This window comes from Pseudoalteromonas luteoviolacea DSM 6061 (assembly GCF_001625655.1).
GTDB classification, from domain to species: Bacteria; Pseudomonadota; Gammaproteobacteria; order Enterobacterales; family Alteromonadaceae; genus Pseudoalteromonas; species Pseudoalteromonas luteoviolacea.
Genome location: NZ_AUYB01000124.1, coordinates 26,493 through 42,963, shown reverse-complemented (window position 1 = coordinate 42,963; position 16,471 = coordinate 26,493). Strand labels below are relative to the sequence as shown.

General features: G+C 42.6%; 12 protein-coding genes. 3 read left to right on the top strand and 9 right to left on the bottom strand.

What is annotated here, in order from left to right; translation table 11 throughout:
- Positions 1-97 precede the first annotated feature (97 nt).
- From N475_RS17945 to N475_RS17925, 5 genes are all read right to left on the bottom strand, one after another.
- Positions 98-3,331 carry a S41 family peptidase gene (locus N475_RS17945; RefSeq protein ID WP_081215954.1) on the bottom strand — a complete coding sequence of 1,078 codons (3,234 nt, stop codon included), beginning with the start codon at positions 3,329-3,331 and terminating at the stop codon, positions 98-100.
- 170 nt (positions 3,332-3,501) lie between these two features.
- Positions 3,502-4,716, bottom strand: a complete 1,215-nt coding sequence (locus tag N475_RS17940) for an NAD(P)/FAD-dependent oxidoreductase (RefSeq protein WP_063357542.1) — start codon at positions 4,714-4,716, stop codon at positions 3,502-3,504.
- Positions 4,703-6,112: an FAD/NAD(P)-dependent oxidoreductase gene (locus N475_RS17935; RefSeq protein WP_063357541.1), complete on the bottom strand. Its 1,410-nt coding sequence runs from the start codon at positions 6,110-6,112 to the stop codon at positions 4,703-4,705. The genes N475_RS17940 and N475_RS17935 overlap by 14 nt, the downstream gene beginning before the upstream one ends.
- The gene (locus N475_RS17930) at positions 6,099-6,425 is read right to left on the bottom strand and encodes a 2Fe-2S iron-sulfur cluster-binding protein (RefSeq protein ID WP_063357540.1); all 327 of its coding nucleotides are present in this window, start codon (positions 6,423-6,425) and stop codon (positions 6,099-6,101) included. Before N475_RS17930 ends, N475_RS17935 begins: the two co-directional genes overlap by 14 nt.
- Before the next feature lie 338 nt (positions 6,426-6,763).
- Positions 6,764-7,258, bottom strand: coding sequence for a winged helix-turn-helix transcriptional regulator (locus N475_RS17925; RefSeq protein WP_063357539.1), 495 nt, complete (start codon positions 7,256-7,258; stop codon positions 6,764-6,766).
- 260 nt (positions 7,259-7,518) lie between these two features.
- Here N475_RS17925 and putA point away from each other — a divergent pair, with 260 nt between their 5' ends.
- The 3 genes from putA to N475_RS17910 all read left to right on the top strand — a co-directional run bounded on the left by putA (position 7,519) and on the right by N475_RS17910 (position 13,836).
- The gene (gene putA, locus N475_RS17920; RefSeq protein ID WP_063365731.1) at positions 7,519-11,334 is read left to right on the top strand and encodes a bifunctional proline dehydrogenase/L-glutamate gamma-semialdehyde dehydrogenase PutA; all 3,816 of its coding nucleotides are present in this window, start codon (positions 7,519-7,521) and stop codon (positions 11,332-11,334) included.
- A gap of 229 nt (positions 11,335-11,563) precedes the next feature.
- Positions 11,564-12,763: an aromatic amino acid transport family protein gene (locus N475_RS17915; RefSeq protein WP_081215953.1), complete on the top strand. Its 1,200-nt coding sequence runs from the start codon at positions 11,564-11,566 to the stop codon at positions 12,761-12,763.
- A 191-nt stretch (positions 12,764-12,954) separates the two neighbouring features.
- Positions 12,955-13,836, top strand: coding sequence for a hypothetical protein (locus N475_RS17910; RefSeq protein WP_063357537.1), 882 nt, complete (start codon positions 12,955-12,957; stop codon positions 13,834-13,836).
- A gap of 24 nt (positions 13,837-13,860) precedes the next feature.
- On the opposite strand, the gene N475_RS17905 is transcribed toward N475_RS17910, so the two are convergent.
- Genes N475_RS17905 through pomA form a run of 4 tightly spaced genes read right to left on the bottom strand, consistent with a single transcriptional unit; the run spans position 13,861 to position 16,281 of the window.
- Positions 13,861-14,388 carry a hypothetical protein gene (locus tag N475_RS17905; RefSeq protein ID WP_227008453.1) on the bottom strand — a complete coding sequence of 176 codons (528 nt, stop codon included), beginning with the start codon at positions 14,386-14,388 and terminating at the stop codon, positions 13,861-13,863.
- A gap of 28 nt (positions 14,389-14,416) precedes the next feature.
- Positions 14,417-14,539, bottom strand: a complete 123-nt coding sequence (locus N475_RS26215) for a hypothetical protein (protein ID WP_264373383.1) — start codon at positions 14,537-14,539, stop codon at positions 14,417-14,419.
- A 35-nt stretch (positions 14,540-14,574) separates the two neighbouring features.
- On the bottom strand, positions 14,575-15,510 hold the full coding sequence (locus tag N475_RS17900) for a flagellar motor protein MotB (RefSeq protein WP_063357535.1): 936 nt from the start codon (positions 15,508-15,510) through the stop codon (positions 14,575-14,577).
- 3 nt (positions 15,511-15,513) lie between these two features.
- On the bottom strand, positions 15,514-16,281 hold the full coding sequence (gene pomA, locus N475_RS17895) for a flagellar motor protein PomA (protein ID WP_063357534.1): 768 nt from the start codon (positions 16,279-16,281) through the stop codon (positions 15,514-15,516).
- Positions 16,282-16,471 lie beyond the last annotated feature (190 nt).

Sequence of the window (16,471 nt, the reverse complement as noted above, 5' to 3'; positions counted from 1 at the left end):
AATAAGTAAAAATCTCTTTAAAAATATAATTCCGTTATAATTAAAAAGGGGGCTGTGCCCCCTTTTATCTAGTTAACTTGATAACTAACCAAAAAAGTTAGTCAATAAATTTAGTCGGTGCCGGTGGCACAGTTAACTTCTTCTTCGGATTGTCCTCAAGCTCTTTTAACAGCTCTTTAACTGCACGCTCAACAGATGGGTCTTTACCAGCTTGGATTAGTTCTGGTCGATCAATCACTTCAATATCCGGGACGACCCCTTCATTTTCGATGATCCAATTACCATCATTATCAAGAATACGGAATGTAGCAGCAATTACCTGACCCCCATCAACCAAACGTGGGTTACCAGAAATACCGATTAAGCCACCCCAAGTACGAGTACCAATCAACTTACCTAAGCCAGCTTGGCGGAAGTAGTAAGGAATAGCATCACCACCGGAACTTGAATAACCATTAATCAACATGGCTTTTGGTCCATCATGTGCAAATTGTGGTGTTTTTGTCGGGGTGACACCACGGCGCTTCCAGTAGTTAAGCGGCTTGCGCGCAAGCCAAGTAATCACGTGCTCAGGAATAAAACCACCACCGTTATAACGATCATCGATTATCAACGCATCTTTGGTCGTTTGTGGCATAAAGTTTTTGAACATTGAACGGTTACCTTCGTACGCCGTATTTGGAAGGTGTACATAACCAATGCGACCGCCAGAAAGCTCCTCTACGTATGCTTTACGCGATTCAACCCACTGTAAATAACGCAAGCCAATTTCGCTCTTCACTGGCTTGACGCTAACTTTCCAGCTGTCATCAAAACTTGGTGACTTACTTAAGATAAGCTCTACTTGCTCGCCTTGCGTGTTCTCCAGTAGTTCATAGAAGTTACTGACTTCATTCACATTGCGACCATTTACAGCAAGGATAAAGTCACCTTCACTTGCACGCACACCGGTTTCATTAAGCGGCGAACGGAAGTCTTCATGCCAATTTTCACCTTTGAAAATGTGCTTGATAGTCACAAAACCTGAACGGTGACTTGCGACTTCTGCACCAAGTAAACCGTGCTTTTTACGCTTGCCTTTTGGCTCATCACCTGACTGAACATAGATGTGGCCAGCATTGATCTCGCCAGCAATTTCACTCAACACATAGTCAATATCTGTACGATGCGCCGCAGCATCAGCCATTGGCTGATATCGTTTTAAGATTGCATCCCAATCTTGGCCGTGGTGATTCTCATCATAGAACCAATCGCGTAATGTACGCCAGCCTTCAGTGTACATCTGTGACCATTCGATGCGAGGGTCAATCTTTAAATTCATCTTGCTTAAATCAAGCTGATTAGCCTTTAAGTCTTGTTTTGCTTTAGGCTTGATCACACTGTAGTTACTACCTGCGCGTGCAATAACATGCTCGCGGTTAGCAGAAACCTTGTATTCACTCACACCTTTGGCAACCGTTTCTACTTTACCTTCAGCTTTATTTTCAACTAGCTTAAGCGCACCACCAGATAGCGTTAACACACCACCTTTGACACCTGTTAGTGAACGATAATTACCAGCAGGTGCAGGCAATGACACAACACGGTCCATAAAACCCGCAACTTGAACGCTGTTATCAACATCAGCTTTGTCAGCTTCAGCTTTGTCATCACTGACAATAATTGTCTCATCACTTTGCGGCGCGTTGATTGGTTTAATCGAGTCATTCACCGCCACCGAGTAAATACGTGTGGCTTTATTAAACAAGTAATCAAACTCGTATGAGCTGAATGCTAAATTGTAATCGCGCTCTGAGGTAAAGTAGATATACTGACCATCTTCTGAAAAGGTTGGATTTCTCTCAGAAGTCATATCATCCGTCAAACGACTTAACTTTTTACTTTCAAGATTGTAGTGCCAAAGTGACGCATAGCGGTTTTCATTGTTTTTAACAAACACTAAGTCTTTGCTATTTGGTGACCAAGTGTATTGCGTGATGCCATTTTCATCATGCAAACCACGGTCAATCTTAGTCAACTTACCTGACTCAACATCTAGCAACCAAATAATATGGTCTTTATCAGCAAACAACAGTTTTGTGTTGTCTGGTGACCAAATTGGGGCAAAACGCCAAATGGTTCCATTGTCTGTTAATTGTTTTACTTCGTTATTGTTAGCGCGGTCTTTTAGGTAGATTTCATATTCACCCGTTGCATCGCTTAAATAGGCCACATAACGTGCACTTGGAGACCATGTCGCTGCAATTTCACGACCTGTTGGTGTGTGAGATAAATTACGCGTCGGCCCATTTTTTACTGGTACTGAGAAAATCTCACCTCGAGCAGTGAATACTGCGCGTTTACCATCATGAGATACGTCCATGGAGTCAATAAATTTGCTGACATTTTTGCTGTATGGCATGGCATGCTTGCGTACACCATCAACATTGATTGTCAGCTTCTCAGTCATTTTATTCGCTTCATTAAAACGATATAAGTAGCCACCATTTTCATACACTATGGCATCAGGACCCGCTGATGGCCAAAGTACATCATACTCTTTGTGGTCTGTCATTTTTACAGGCTTTTTGCCTTCACGGTATTTGTAAAGGTTAAGTGTGTAATCTCTGTCAGATACAAAGTAAATGCTGTCATTTACCCATGTAGGCTGTTGATCTGTCGCGCGGTGAGTCGTCAACTGTGTTGAGGTATTTTTCTCTAGGTCATACACCCATACATCTTGTGCGCGTCCACCACGAGATCGTTTCCAAGTTCTGAACTCTCTGTCAATTGGCGTGTAAACAAACTTGCTACCATCACCTGATAGCATACCACCACCACCTTCAGGAATGGCAAGCGGCTGCTCCAAGCCTCCTTCCACAGGTACCATGTATGGACGTCCCATACGCTTACCCCAAGGCGTGCGATTAGCACGAAAAACAATGTGTTTTCCATCTGGTGTCCAGTCTAATACGCGATAATCAAAGCCTCCTCGCGGCGGCATCGGACCTACATCATTGTAGTATGTCAGCTGCTTAAGTCCTGAACCATCTTTATTAATAACGTAGATTTGGCGGCTGCCGTTATATTCGGCAGCAAACGCAATTTTTTCACCATCAGGAGAGAACTTAGGAAATGTTTCAAAACCAACATGGTCAGTCAGGCGAGTGCTTTTACCAGTCTGGGTATTAGCAACATAAATATCACCTGAATATACAAACGTAACATGCTCTTTATGTATGTCTGGAAACCTCAATAAGCGGGTATCTTCCGTGCTATAGGCATTTGCCATTGGGCTCGCTAATGGCCCAAGCACTGCAGCCATAGCTGCAAATAAATGCTTTATTTTCATTATTTTCTCGTGTTTAGCTAGTACTGTTACATAATAACAAGTTCAGAGCTAATGTCAGTTTCATGCGATAAAAAGCAAAAAACCGCTTTTAAACGGTTTTAAGAAAGGAATTTAGCCTTGTAGATGGCCTATTGAGTACTCACTAGACCACTTACCGCGTGTTATAGCAGCTACGAATTTTCAAAGAAACGAGTAACACTAAACGGTGTTAAATCAATTGAAGTAGGCTGGCCAGTTACGAGTTCAGTCATTAGCTTACCAGTGATCGCTGAAGTTAAGATCCCCGTTCTAAAGTGTCCACACGCATTAAGGTAACCCTCAACTCCAGGAACTTCACCCAAAATAGGTAGTTCATCTGGTGTGCCTGGTCTCAGCCCCGCCCAACATCGCTTTATGTTTGACTCATTAAGGATCGGCAAACATTTCATCGCTCCTCGCGACAGCTCCTGGATTTTATCTAGGCTATTGGTGGTATCAAAGCCCTTTTCTTCAGTGGAAGAGCCAATTAATACTTCGCCATTGTCTTTTTGTGCAATATAACAATCGCTGGTACTAATGCAGCCATTAAGGATCTTAGGCATCCGCTCAGACAGTACAATTTGCCCTTTTACAGGATAAACCGGCATATCAAGATCAGTGGCTTGCTTGAATAAAGTATTAGCCCAAGCTCCCGTTGCATTGATCACGGTATCACACCGCAACTCCCCTGCTGCCGTCTTTAACCCCAAAACTCGGTTGCCATCACGTATTACATGCTCAATTTCAGTGTGTAAAAACAGTTCAACTCCATTTTGCCGCGCCGCTTCTGTATATGCTTCAACAAGGCGATATGGATTTACTTGATGGTCGCACTTAAAATCAATGGCACCGATTGCATCAGGCGTTACATACGGTTCTTCTGCTTTTAACTGCTCCGCATTTAACCACCGGATCTGATCACTTAAATGGGGAATACCGCTGACAATCTGATCTGCGTATAACTCATCCTCACGGTTATACATAATAAACTTGAGTCCAGTTCGCTCGAATTTAAAGTCTACATCATGCTTTGAACGTAACTCCTCATAAAGATCTGGGTACATCGCATTTGATTTTAATGCCAATTCAAAAAAGCAATCTGGCAATTGGTGAGGACGCATTGTAGGTACTTCTTCTCCTTGTGCTTCACTTTGCAATTTTGACAAGGTTTTAAAAAAGATTACGCCACAGCCAAGCCCAACTGACTCTCCTATTGCCCATAGCCCACCAGCAGATGCGCGAGACGCATTCCCCGGCTTTTTTATATCTACCAAGGCGACTTTAAGCTTGGTATCTCGGCTTAAAAAATATGCACATGCGGCACCGATAGCACCACCACCAGCAATAACGACATCATATTTGCTCATCGAATGTTTCTTCCATAAAAGTAAAGGGGATTGGGTCCAATGGGAATCGAGGCTTTATCACCCCTGTTTTTGAATTTTGTTTATGACCTGCTTGGTGCAACAAGTCCAAAGCGTAGCTACTGCAAGTCTTACCTTGGCAGTCACCCATGCCAATACGAGTACGCATCTTTAATGTTGTAAGATCTTTTACACCTTGTTTAATTGCATCGTCTAATTGTTTCTTAGTTGCTTGCTCACAACGGCAAACCACAGTGTCGTCTTGGGCCAAATTGAGTAGACCATTTTGACGCTCGCTGAACCGGTCAAAACCAAATCTAAACCGTGCGATTCGCGCATGTTTGCGCATTACTTTTTGCTTTTCTTTTTGAGCAACACTTGTGGTTACCGCACCGCGCTTCAGCGCAATGTCAATTGCGGCAATTTGCCCCTCACAAATGGCTGCATCAGCCCCTAGTAGGCCACTACTATCTCCAACAACATAGAGGTTGTCCTGACTACTCAGAAAATTATCATCTAACTTGGGTATGTAACCACTCACTTTTGTATATTTGTGCTCAACTCCTAGTAACATGGCAAGCTGAGTGCGTGCAACAAACCCATATCCAACCCCAATCGCATCTACCTCTATGGATTGCGATTGACGATGATCCGCTTGCCACTGCTCGTCATACGGCGCAACAGTTATTCGCTCAAGCTTATTGCTGCCCTGAGCATTAACAATGCCATGGCCATAATAAAATGGGATCTGATGTTTTTTTAGATAACCCATCATGCTCAAACCAGAAAGCGTTAACTTGGGTTTGTTTAGAAGCGCAACGGCTTCTTTAGCAAGCTTGTTAAATGAACTAGCCTCATAGACCCCCACAACATTTACACCAGCTTTATGCAATTGACATGCTACTAGCGGTAAAAGTGGTCCGGTCCCTACCAAAGCCATTCTCGCTCCCGGCCGAACTAACCCGCTCTTTATTTGTAGCTGAACACCTCCAAGCAACATTACTCCTGGCAATTGCCAACCAGGAAATGGAATACTGCGTTCATGACAACCCGTTGCTAAAATCAATTCATTGTAACTTTGCGTCGTCAATTGGCCATTTTCACTCAGCAATAGTTGTTGCTTACCTTCCGGCCCCAATACGCGAGTCTGCAATTTGAGATCGATAAAACTGCGGTTGTTTTCATATCGTGTACGTAATGCACTCATGGCGCGCTGAAGGTTATCATCTAAATGGGGCAATGATTGTGTCTTACGAAGTGGTCCACGATATATTACTCCACCTATTTTTGGTGCCTCTTCAACAATGATCGAGGAGATTTGATATTTTCCAAGCATCGCAGCAGCCGCGGTACCGGATGGGCCACCACCAACAATAACAACAGGGCTAGCATTTGCCATTACACAAACCCTCTTCTTTAAATCGATTACTAAGCGTTTCAATTTGCATATTAGGCTCAACCAAAGTTTGGCAGGCCCTCTGCTTATGTTGCTTATTCACTTTTACATGGCAGCAATGACACACACCCATTGAGCAATAAGCACCTGTAACGACTTGTCTGTCATTTTCACTGATGCGTTTCATGTTTGTTGCTTGCAGCACGGAAAGTACCGTTTCACCTTCACAGGCGGTGATGGGAGTATTATCGATGAGCACTTCAAATTGGATTGAATCTAAAGGCGTAATATCCTTTGTACGCGTCGCTGTTGTCATTTTTTTACCTTACTTTGCCAAATTCTATGTCAGATTAGGGTAAAAAATTGCCAACAAGAATCATAAATTTACAATAATTAAACTTTTGTTGATCCAAATTAAATTAACACAAAAATAGGTACAGCTGTAATATACTGTAATTTATTTTCTTTAATTTTTATGATCTAGGAATAATAAAAACAAAAATAAAGTTAAATATATACATAAACTTATGAAATATAGACGTGAAAAACAGACACTTAAAAGAAAAAGCATAACACTTTATTGTGTCGCTAAAACTATTACAAAAATAACGATAAAAAACACTCCTCCCATAAATAAAAAGGACACATTGAAAACTAATTGTTAACAAAAGATAGGGTCGTCACTCCGGTATCTTCTTTTACATGCTCTATGACCATGTAGGTGTGATTAGTTCCCACTCCAGGTATTTCAACGATTTGTCCCAGCACCTCTCGGTATTGGTGCATATCAGCAACTCGGATTTTTAATAAATAGTCAAACCCCCCTGCAACCATATCGCAAGACACAACATGTGGTATCTTGACGACGTGCTGCTTAAAGGTTTCAAATACCGACTCTGTAGAGCTTTTTAATGTAATTTCGACATGCGCCACCAGCTTCTGGCCCAGCTTTTCTGCGTTTAATCTTGCAGCATAGCCTTCAATATATCCCTCAGCTTCAAGCTTCTTAACTCTGTCTAGACATGGACTGGGGCTTAAATTAACGGCTTTAGCAAGATTAACATTTGAAATTCGGCCGTTTTTTTGTAGCACTTCTAATATGGCAGTGTCGATGCGATCTAACACTCTGGTTTTTATTGATGTAGTCATGCAGCATAAAATTCTGTAAGAAAGTCATTACACCCCTAAATTTACCGTATTTAGCCAAAATAGAACAGCATATTCTGCTGAAACTTCTATACAATGCTCTCAAATTCTATGGCGTTCCTATGATAAGGGCAAAGTTGTTTCTTATCACTTAGGGACTAAAATTTAACCACCGCAAATTTACACGGCAGCTTGCTCTTTGAGCTGTAGAAGACACTCGCTGTCTTCGTAGTACTTAGGTTTTTATATTGAGGGTTTAACCTATGCTATTTCAAGGCGATTTAACAACCCAATGTCCGATCCGTCAAAAGATCCGTGACTTCTACCGTATTGATGAAGAAACTGTCATCGATCATATTTTACCGCTTGCTGAAGTCGGTGCCTCTGCGCGTACTCGTGCATGGGAACGTGCCCGTCAAATGGTATTAAACATCCGCAAAGACCAACACGGTCAAGACGGTGTAGATGCATTACTAGAAGAGTACTCACTGTCTTCTGAAGAAGGTGTTGTACTGATGTGTTTGGCGGAAGCGCTTTTACGCGTGCCAGATGCACAAACGCAAGATATGTTAATTCGCGATAAGCTTAGCAAAGGTAACTGGAGCTCGCACTTAGGTAATAGTGACTCACTATTTGTAAACGCGTCGAGCTGGGGCCTATTACTCACCGGTAAAATGGTTAACTATGCTGACAAGACTAAAGAAGCGAAATTTGGTTTACTAAAACGCACTATGGGTCGCATTGGTGAGCCAGCAATTCGTAAGTCAGTACAATATGCAATGAAGATCATGGGCCAACAATTTGTTATGGGCACCACGATTGAAACGGCACTTGAACGCGCCAAAAAGAAAGAAGCCACTGGTTACGCATATTCATACGATATGCTAGGTGAAGGCGCACGTACCATGGCCGATGCCGAGCGTTACTTCCATAGTTACATGACAGCGATTCATGTCATTGGTAAAGCAGCAAATAACCGTGGCCCTATCAAGAGCCCAGGTATCTCTGTCAAACTATCAGCAATTCATCCACGTTATGAGTTTTCCCACCGCGACCGTGTGATGGCTGAAATTGTACCGAAGCTTAAAGAGTTGGCACTTGCTGCAAAGCAGTATGACATTAACTTCACAGTCGATGCTGAAGAAGCAGACCGTTTAGATATTTCTCTAGATATCATTGAAGCGGTATTCTCTGATGATGCGTTAGGTAACTGGAATGGCTTTGGTCTTGCTGTACAAGCCTATCAAAAGCGTGCTATTTGGGTCATTGATTGGCTTGAAGCACTCTGTCGCAGAGTTGGTCGCAAGATGATGGTTCGTCTTGTAAAAGGGGCTTATTGGGATACTGAAGTTAAACTCTCACAAGCTGATGGCCTTGAAGACTTCCCGGTATTTACGCGCAAAGCCAGCACTGACGTCTCTTACAAAGCATGTGCAATCAAGTTAATGAATGCACGTGATGTGATCTTCCCACAGTTTGCAACACACAACGCCTACTCCGCTGCCACAATCCTTGAGCTTGCAAAAGGCGAATTCAATAACTTTGAATTCCAGTGTCTACACGGTATGGGTGACTCACTGTACAACCAAGTTGTAACTGAAGACAAAGTACAATGTCGTGTATATGCGCCTGTTGGTCAGCACGAAGACTTGCTTGCTTACCTTGTTCGCCGTCTACTTGAAAATGGTGCGAACTCTTCTTTCGTAAATGCGATTGTTGATGAATCAATGCCTGTTGAATCACTACTTGAAGATCCAGTAGAAAAGATCCAACGTGTTAAACACAAGCGCAATATGCAAATTACGCTGCCAATTAACTTATATGGTGACGAACGTAATAACTCGAAAGGCCTTGATCTGACTAACATCAACCATCTCACGCCGATGCGTGAAAACTTGCAAAAGTGGGTTGAAGAAAACTTGATGACAGTATCAGATGTCCCTGAAGGTCACGAAGCAGTATTAAACCCTGCTAATCATGATGAAGTAATTGGCTCTATTCGTCATCAAGACGCGGACGAAATGAAGCAACTTGTGGTAAATGCAGAAACTGCATTTGCAACTTGGTCGCAGACACCAGTAAGTGAACGCGCAGAAATTTTACGCCGAACTGGTGACGCGCTTGAGCGTCATCGTGACGAACTGATCGCGATGTGTATCAAAGAAGCGGGTAAAATAACGCAAGACGGCATCGATGAAGTCCGTGAAGCGGTTGATTTCTGCCGTTACTATGCAGCAAAAGCTGAAGAGCTTGCACTGGATAAGCGCTTTAGTCCACGCGGTGTGATCTTATGTATCAGTCCTTGGAATTTCCCGCTGGCAATCTTCCTAGGTCAAGTTGCTGCTGCAATTGTGACAGGTAACACTGTTATCGCAAAACCTGCTGAGCAAACATCATTGATTGCCCTTCGCACGATTGAACTAATGGAAGAGGTAGGTTTACCAAAAGGCATCGTTCAGCCAGTTATTGCCCGTGGTAGTGAAGTAGGTAAGCACATTGTCCCAGACACACGTATTCAAACTGTGATGTTCACAGGTTCAACTGAAACTGGTACTCGCATTTCACAAACGCTTGCTGAGCGTGGTGGCGATCAAGTGCCTCTGATTGCTGAAACTGGTGGCCAAAATTGTATGATCGTTGACTCTACAGCACTTCCAGAGCAAGTGGTGGACGATGTAATCTCGTCAGGCTTCCAAAGTGCTGGCCAGCGTTGTTCAGCACTTCGTGTATTATTTGTGCAAGAAGAAATTGCCGACAAAGTTATTGGCATGATCAAAGGTGCAATGAAAGAACTACACATTGGCGACCCTGCGCACCTATCTACTGATGTTGGTCCTGTAATTGACCAAAAAGCACTAAATGCGCTCAATGAGCACGTTGAATACCTCAAAGGCAATGCGACGTTGCATTATGAATGCTCACTACCTGATATGGGTGAAACTGGTCACTTCTTCTTTGCACCACGTTTATATGAGATCAGTGATCTTTCTGTGCTTAAGAAAGAAGTATTCGGCCCATGTGTACACGTTATCCGCTTTAAAGGCTCAGAAATAGACAACGTTATTGACCAAGTAAACAGCACAGGCTTTGGTCTGACTATGGGTATTCATACTCGTATTGAAGAGCGTGCAGAGTACTTAGCGAAGCAATCACGCGCAGGTAATATCTACGTCAACCGCAACATGATAGGTGCGGTCGTTGGTGTACAACCGTTTGGTGGTCGTGGCCTATCTGGTACTGGCCCTAAAGCAGGTGGCCCAAACTACATTGCCCGTTTGGTAAAAGAAAACCAAGCAGAGCAACATATCCAAGCGACCAAAGTTAAAGTCGATAGCAAAGAGATCACAGCTTACCAAGGTGCGCAAGAGCAAGTATCACGCATGATGTCGCTATCAAAACGTGATGAGAAAACGTGGCGCTCAATGCCACTAAATGACCGTGTTTCAGCGATGCGCCAGCTATTGGCTAAACTGGCTAAAGTTGAAATCCTAGATACATTTGCTGATGATTTGAATAAAACGTTAGCAGATGCACGTGAACAACTTATCCGTGTTGAAAAACGTCTAGATAAAGTGATTGAGTTACCGGGACCAACTGGTGAATCAAATACACTGCGCTATGAATCGCGCGGCTGTGTAGTTTGCTATGCAGACAAAGACACTTCTTTCAATTTCTGGGTGCTTTCAGTTATCACTGCGCTTGCCGCTGGTAATACTGTGGTAACAGTGGTATCTGATCTGTTCCATGAAGAAGCATTAGCCTTTAGAGACAAGCTACTAAGCACTGGCATCACTGAAGGCGTACTACAGGTTGCTAAGCTAAACCAGTTACCTGCAATCTTAGCCCATGAGCACCTAGCAGGTGCCGTGGTTAGCAGTAGTTGTGGGCGCAAAGGCTATTTCAGCACACAGCTTGCTGCGCGCCGCGGTGCAATCTTGCCAGTAATAAGTGCTGAGTACTACGATACGCTACTAGGTCGCCTAATCACTGAAAAGACTATCAGTATTGATACGACGGCATCTGGAGGTAATACTTCACTGATGACATTGGTTGAAGACGATGCTTACCTTCCACACTAAGTAACCTTTTTAAAAAGCCAGCACAAGCTGGCTTTTTGTCTTTAAAATGAAACATTCTTCATATATTCAGCCTTTAATTTACAACAAGTTAGCTTCACTAAAAACAACTACCATTAACTTTTGTAAGACATAAATTACAATCCTTTACTTTGATTTTCAGCAAAACTATTTCAATTTTGTGCAGACCGTTATATTGTGCCTGTTTCTCTCACAAATATAGGGGCAGTTTGTGCTTAATAATAAAACACTGGGCAGTATGCTGATCGTCGCAGGTACTACGATTGGAGCTGGCATGCTCGCGCTGCCAATCGCATCGGCCGGACTGGGTTTTACCACTTCGCTCATTTTAATTATCGCAACTTGGTTGTTAATGACCTACACCGCCCTGCTTATGCTCGAAGTGCATCAGTTTGCTAATCAAGAAGCCACTTTGAATACGCTAGCCAAGCAAATTTTAGGGACCAAAGGTCAATATATTGCTAACTTTTCAATGGTTTTCTTATTTTATGCCCTATGTGCAGCTTATATCGCGGGTGGAGGCTCACAGCTGCAAGAAAAGCTTAGTAATCTCACAGGCATGGACATTGCGCCGCAAATAGGCTCGGTTCTTCTTGCCATTACAGTGGCAACAATCGTAGCGCTTGGGACCAGTACGGTGGATAAACTTAACCGCGTGTTGTTCACGATTAAAATAATCGTACTTGCCAGCTTATTTTTTGTTTTAACTCCCTATGTTCATGGACAGCACCTATTAAATATGCCAATTGAGCAGGGCTTAATTTTGTCAGCCATTCCGGTTATTTTCACTTCATTTGGCTTTCACGGTTCCATTCCCTCTATCGTGAAATATGTTGGTTTAGACATTAAAACACTACGCCGAGTCATGATCGCAGGTGCTGCACTACCTTTGACTATTTATGTATTTTGGCAACTCCTAAGTCAGGGAATTATGGCTCAGGAAGCATTGATACAAAGTGAAAACTTGCAAGGGCTTGTCAGCTCAATTTCAAACATCGCCCACAGTTCAAAAGTGCATACATTTGTGACTATTTTTGCCGACTTAGCACTTGCGACATCATTTTTAGGTGTGAGTTTAGGGCTGTTTGACTTTTTTGCCGATGCATTCAAGCAAAACAATACAGGTATGGATAGAGCTAAAACAGCCCTCATTACATTCTTACCGCCTTTAGGCTTTGCACTTTTCTACCCGCAAGGCTTTATTATGGCACTAGGCTATGCAGCCATCGCATTAGTTGTACTCGCTATTTTCTTGCCTGTGGCCATGGTATGGCAACAAAGAAAAGAAAATACGTCTGGTTACCAAGTGCGCGGCGGCAATTTGGGACTTGCCTGTGCAGGCTTGTGTGGTGTACTTATTATCTCAGCCCAGTGTTTACAAATGTTCGGTTTCATACCTGCATTAGGGTAAAATATACTTACTAAGCGCCTTTAAAGGCGCTTTTCTCCGACTACCTATACGCTGATCTCGTTTCTGCATCTCATTGCTAATGTCGATCAGCTTACACTCTCTAAAAAGTTGCCCCCACTTTCTTACAATTCAATTGTCGATTTTATCTTTTCACAGTGTATATAATGTGTCTAATTATAAAGGAGTGAAGTATGAAACAGGCTACATTGGCAATTGTGCCGCTACTATTCCTCACAGCGTGTGGCGGTGAGAATGACACACCTCTACAACGGGATAACAGCACAACGCCAGATACACCAAATACCCAAACCCCGAATACAGGAAGTGATTGTGGAGCCGATTTTAGCGCCGAACGCTCCCTCAATAAGTTTGAATTCTCTGGGGTATTTTGGCAGGTAGAAGGCGAGCGCTTACAATCAAAGCCTGAATTCAGGTTTTATTCGGACAGTCGTTCCCTAGGCGCAACACATACTCTTTCTTCAGATAAAACTCTGTGCTTATTAGCCGCCAGCGTTTTTGGTTCTCTCAACGCAGAAACCTGGGACGGCGACAACAATGCGTCATTTAATAAGGGCGAACTCTATTACTACGCGCCCGAATTTAAGGTCAAGACAGAGCTTCCTGAGATAGCCTCTTTGACAGATTGGCGCTCCAAAGGTCAGCCTGAAAAAGTCTCGTTACCGCTAAGTAGTGCAAACCTGACCATTCACTATAGAGACAAAGACAATCACTTAATTACGCTTGGTGACTCACAGACCAATTTAAATCCTATAATTTTGAGTTGTAACCAAACCGAGTTTGATATATCACTGACTCTGCAGCAAGTTGCAAATACAGCGTTAGCGACGTTAGACCCGTCCTATTGTGAAACACAAACTGTCGGTTCAAACGTAGAAACATTTTGCTTATCAGCAGGGTTTAGCCAAGACATTAGGTTGGAAAGCTGTAAGTTTGACTTAACCAAAGTGGCACTCCCAGATCAAAGAGGTAACAAAACCTCTGTACAAGTATCTGGACTACTAAAATTCTCTGACATGAATGCAGAATTACAGATAATAGATATAGATTTATAAAATCAGAAGCTGTAACAACGGGCTTTAGCTCTTGAGAGAACTATCTTTCCATTTGAGCTTTTGCCCAAAATGCCATAATAAGGGAACGAAACATAACGCAACAGTCACTGTATTTACAATTGGCAGTACTGATTTATACAAGTAGGTCGAATAGCTCAAATCCATTAAGTGCCTGTCGACTAAACGGAATAGCTGAAGAATTGGCGCGGGCAACACAACTAACTGGACCATAATACTTTGCCACATATACATTTTATCTTTTAATGCCCAGTACGCCACAATAGCAATAAAGATAATGTCGTTTAGTGCCCAGAGGATATAACGGTAAACCTTGTCGTCATCAAATGCTTTTATTGGCTCAAAGGTAAAAGCACCGACAATATAGAATATGAGGCACAAAAAAGAGTACCTAAAGGCCTGCTTGTCTTTAATAAAAACGAATGCAACACAGGCCAAAAAGGCAAGTAGAGTAAGCGAATCATCTAAAACAGATATGAACGTCGTATAAAACTCATAGCTATTCACATATTCTATAAAGGTAGAAGTATTCAATTTGATTGCTTATCTAATAGAGAAGAAACTACTTGTCTTCTTTGTCATTGTCACCGTCGTGACCCGAACCGTTACCACCAGGCATATCTGCAAATTTATATAGCATAGACATAACAAACTCCCTTAAATTAATAAAATTAAAAGCCAACATACGTTAGCCCAAAAATGTTAATCACGCAATATTTTCTAGTTATTTTCCCTTCTAACTTCAATAGGATCGGATTCTTTTGCTTTACCTTGTAAAATCGATATTTCGACGCGTCGGTTACGTTTTCGATCCGTATCATTTGCATTTGGTACCAAAGGACGAGTACCGGCATGCCCTACTACTACCATACGATTTTTATCAAATCCACTCACTGTTTCCATTTCACTCGCAACAGCTACTGCGCGCGTTGCTGATAAATCCCAGTTATTATAATACAGCTCGTTAGATACCTTAAAATCATCTGTGTGTCCGGATACGGTGATCTCACCCGGCACATCTTTAAGTAAATCAGCTATATCACGGATCACAGGTTTAAATTTAGGCTGCAAAAATGCACTACCTGATGGGAATGAACCATTTTCTTGAATCCGAATGATGATTTGCTGACCGAGAGATTCTAATTCAATGGCACCATCCATGATTTGCTTCTCTAACTGTTGAGATATTTTCTTCACTAACTCGTTTACTTGTTCTTGATCTGCTGCCGCTACAGCCTGTGTCATCGATTGCTCTTGTGCAGTACTGGCCGACTCACCACCGCGCTTGTTGCCACGCTGCTCTTGCCTACCACCAGCGGAGCTTTCCTCACCCGCCTGGAATTCAAGCATCTGTTGTGTCATTTCAACTGTTTGTTGTTGTATGGTTTCTATCGGCGTAGGCTCTGGCTTACCCGGAGTAAACTCCATTGCAATCACACTTGTGCCCTTCGGAATGTCTTTTACTTCTATTTTATTTTGCACACCAAAGGCGAATTTCATCGAGCCAGCAATCTGTTTGAACTTTAATACGTCCATTTCTGAAAATGCCAAAAGCAAAACGAAAAAACACATCAGTAACGACATGAGATCCGCAAAAGTCCCCATCCAAGCTGGCAAGCCCGGTGGGGGGCATTTACATTCGTTCTCGTCAGACATAGCCTACTCCTCTGAGCCGTCACCACGTTTAGATTCTGGCAAGTAGTTTTTCAAGATGCCCTCGATCACTTTCGGGTTTTGGCCGTCTTGGATACCTAATATTGCATCTAAGATTAAGCGCTGATTGCGCTCCTCTTCGTCTTTCCTAAGCTCCAATTTAACCTGAATTGGAATAGCAACAACGTTAGCTAAGAATGCACCATAAAGTGTCGTTAAAAGTGCAACAGCCATCGCAGGACCAATCGCCTTAGGGTCATCCATGTTAGATAACATCGCAACCAGACCAATCAATGTACCTATCATACCCATTGCAGGCGCAATATCAGCAAGTGATTTAAACAACCCAGCACCTAATTCGTGCCGATTGGCGGTCAAAGCAATATCTTTTTGTAGTGTTGCACGCACAACATCTGCATCATGCCCATCAACTAACATATCAACACCCTTTCTCATAAATGGATTGGGTATTTCTGCCTCTTCCAATGCAAGGAAGCCGCCTTTACGCGCTGAGTCAGCTAGCTCCACTGCTTTTTCAATTAGTTCTTCTGGCGTTTCAATTTTAAACATGAACGCCTTTCCGGCTACTTTACCAATGCCCAAAAATTGCGCCATTGTAAAGTTCGAAAGCACTATAAATATTGAGCCACCGAATACAATCACCACTGAAGGAGTATTGTAAAACATGGCAAGTTGACCATCACTACTCAGAACCATTGACATGACTATCAAACCAATGGCACCAAGGATACCTATAACGGTTGCTAAATCCACACACCCTCCAAAGGTATTTATCCGTGAAATATCACGCAGTTATTGTTATACGTTGAGTTATCGGCAGGTTTTGCAATAACTTAATTCAATTATATTAAAAACCCTTTAAATTGCGAGAATATACGTAAAGATTCAATGCAATTTAAGCTATAAGGTTAATAAAAAAGTCTATCAGATACTTTGACCTCTA

Coding starts and splice junctions, on each gene's coding strand:
- N475_RS17945 (WP_081215954.1), bottom strand. CDS start 3,331: ATGAAAATAAAGCATTTATTTGCAGCTATGGCTGCAGTGCTTGGGCCA.
- N475_RS17940 (WP_063357542.1), bottom strand. CDS start 4,716: ATGAGCAAATATGATGTCGTTATTGCTGGTGGTGGTGCTATCGGTGCC.
- N475_RS17935 (WP_063357541.1), bottom strand. CDS start 6,112: ATGGCAAATGCTAGCCCTGTTGTTATTGTTGGTGGTGGCCCATCCGGT.
- N475_RS17930 (WP_063357540.1), bottom strand. CDS start 6,425: ATGACAACAGCGACGCGTACAAAGGATATTACGCCTTTAGATTCAATC.
- N475_RS17925 (WP_063357539.1), bottom strand. CDS start 7,258: ATGACTACATCAATAAAAACCAGAGTGTTAGATCGCATCGACACTGCC.
- putA (WP_063365731.1), top strand. CDS start 7,519: ATGCTATTTCAAGGCGATTTAACAACCCAATGTCCGATCCGTCAAAAG.
- N475_RS17910 (WP_063357537.1), top strand. CDS start 12,955: ATGAAACAGGCTACATTGGCAATTGTGCCGCTACTATTCCTCACAGCG.
- N475_RS26215 (WP_264373383.1), bottom strand. CDS start 14,539: ATGTTGGCTTTTAATTTTATTAATTTAAGGGAGTTTGTTATGTCTATG.
- N475_RS17900 (WP_063357535.1), bottom strand. CDS start 15,510: ATGTCTGACGAGAACGAATGTAAATGCCCCCCACCGGGCTTGCCAGCT.